Annotated in this window: 1 protein-coding gene and 1 pseudogene; both read right to left on the bottom strand. The window is 30.2% G+C overall.

Annotation, left to right across the window (positions count from 1 at the left end):
• Window positions 1-827: pseudogene (locus ACI3VO_RS12800) on the bottom strand (tRNA sulfurtransferase); the annotation flags it as partial.
• A gap of 52 nt (window positions 828-879) precedes the next feature.
• Window positions 880-2034, bottom strand: a complete 1155-nt coding sequence (locus ACI3VO_RS12795) for a cysteine desulfurase family protein (protein ID WP_439758288.1) — start codon at window positions 2032-2034, stop codon at window positions 880-882.
• Between the last annotated feature and the right edge of the window lie 807 nt (window positions 2035-2841).

The raw sequence follows: 2841 nt of genomic DNA, 5'->3' as shown, positions 1-2841 counted from the left end.
GTGAAGCGTCTTGAGATTATTGTCATTTCTTCCTCTCTACAGTTCATTCCTATAGCTTTTTGGATTTCTAGTATATTGACCTAGTGAAGTCTAACTTTTCCACAGTATTTAGCTAATATTCTAGCTAGGTCTCTTACCTTTTCCATTGATTTTTCACTTGTGAATGGATATGTGTGGAAGTGGATACATTCTACCTCTACACCTCTTTTTGCTACCATCCATGACGCAACTGGTGAGTCTATTCCTCCTGATAGTAGAGACATCGCCTTGCCGTTAGTTCCTATAGGAAGTCCACCATAGCCAGGCACTGTATCGCTGTATGCTGCTATGTTGTGCTCTCTAAGCTCACATTTTATTTTGACTTCTGGCTCTCTTAAATCAACTGGTATTTTTCCTTCAGTTTTGCTAAGTAAATATCCACCGATATCTATACTCATTTCTTGTGATGTCATTCTGAAGGATTTGTCGCCTCTTCTACTTTCTACCTTGAAGCTCTTGTAGCCTTGTTCTATCTTTTCTTCTAGAACTTTAACTGCTGTGTCCTTTAGCATTTGGTATGCTTCTTCTATATCATCTGATCTTCTGTCTAATTTTATAACTGGGCATACTCCTACTATACCGAATACCTTTTTAACCTCTTCCATTACTTCTTCGTAATCGTAGTCGCCAAGCTCAACATATACTCTGCCGTATTCTTTGTATACGTCAAATTTTCCTAATGGCTTTAACATATTTTTTATGTTTTTTATTAATTTATTTTCAAATATATATCTGTTTTTTCCTTTGATTCCTATTTCTCCGTATTTTACAATTAACGCGTTATACACTTTTTCACGCTGCCAAACTATGTTGTATTTGGCATACTCCTTTCTGTTTTATCTATCTTCTTCTACCTATTATCATTCTTAAATCTGATACTGATTCTTTTAATACCTTTACAACTTCTCTTATTTCTTCTTCTGTGTTTAGGTCACTTAAGCTGAATCTTATTGCTCCTTCGATTTCTTCAGCAGATAGACCTATAGCATTTAATACATGACTTCCCTTTTTCTTAGAAGAACAAGCAGAGCCTGTAGACACGTATATTTCCTTTTGTTCTAAATAATGAAGAAGTACTTCTCCCTTAACACCTCTAAATGAAACATTTAAAACATGACAAACTCCATCCTCTGGAGAATTTATCTTGACATTGTCTATATTTTCTACAATTTCTTTCTTTAGAAGGTCTCTAAGCGATCTTATCTTATCTATAGTTCCTTGTAAATCTTGATTTAATATCTCTACAGCCTTACCTAATCCGTATATTCCTGGCACGTTTTCTGTTCCTGATCTCACGCCTATTTCTTGTCCGCCACCAGTAAGAAGAGGTTTTATTCTGTTATTTTCTTTTACATACATAAATCCAATTCCCTTAGGTCCATGTAGCTTATGACCACTCACGCTCATGAAGTCTATGTTGTATTTTGATGGTCTGAATTTTATTTTAGCATAGGATTGTACCGCATCTACATGAAAATAAACCTTTTGTTTTAGAGTTTTTAGATATTTACCGATTTCTTCTATAGGTTGAATAGCTCCAATTTCGTTGTTTACATGCATTATAGATACTAAAAATGTGTCGTCCTTTATAGCATTTTTCAAATCGTCTATTGATATTTTTCCTTGTGAATCTACTGGTAAATAAGTCACTTCAAATCCTTGCTCCTCTAAATCCTTTAAAGTGTTTAGAACAGAAGGATGCTCTATACATGTAGATATTATATGTTTTTTAGTTTTTTTATTTAAATTAGCAACACTTCTTATTATAGTGTTGTTACATTCTGTACCGCCTGATGTAAAATATATCTCTGTTTCCTTAGCTCCTAAGCTTCTCGCAATATTTCTTCTGATTTCTTTTATTTCTCTCTCAACTTCTATACCTTTTTTGTATATAGCTGATGGATTTCCGTATTGATTAGCAAGAGCGGCGACCATCTTGTCCACTACTTCTGGATAAGGCTTAGTTGTTGCACTATTATCTAAATATATTTCCAATTCGTACACCGTCCTTTCTGTAAATAACTCATAATATTATACCATTAAAAGATTTACTTTTTAAGGGATTGATTTCAAAAATTAATTATAAAATGCAAAAGTCAATTCTTTCATTATATTTAATTTAAAATTTTATTAGTTATATTATTTTATTTTTTTGAACATAATATAACATATCTCTAAGATAACTTTTGAATATATATGTAAAGTAACCATTTATAATCATATTTTTGAGAATAATTACCAGTTGCAGTTTTTGTCGAAATTTGATATTATATATTCAAGGTTATCCCCCAGATAGCCATACTAATATTTCTATTCGAATACCCCTTTTGAGAATAGACTTTATATTATTTATTATTGTTAAATTGAAACGGAATCAGTTTGACCCCTAGAAAAAAGAGCTTCCCCTGGCTCTTTTTTTATTTTATTTTTTGGATATTTTATATTATTTGAAAACAAAAATATCCAAAAGGTAGCAACAAAAAAACACTAGCTTGTTTAAGCTAGTGCCATAATAATTTTTATTATTAAATTTCTATTTATTATAATTATATATAAAATATATTTACAAAAAACCCTTCTACAAAGTATTGTTTATTTTTTCTTTAAAGAAAAAACTCATTAAATTAAATATTCATCATTATAACTATTTTTAATAATAAAACAATTGTAATATTCATAATATACCCTCTCTTTCAAACTATCATGAACTTACATAAGAAAAATAAATGTTATCCATAGAAACATAACACATTATACAAGTCTATATTTTTTTAATATATTTATATAATAAAAATAACATCT

It is taken from the genome of Intestinibacter sp. (assembly GCF_051866655.1).
In the GTDB taxonomy this organism is placed as follows: Bacteria; Bacillota; Clostridia; order Peptostreptococcales; family Peptostreptococcaceae; genus Intestinibacter.
This window is presented reverse-complemented; position numbering and strand designations above follow the sequence as displayed.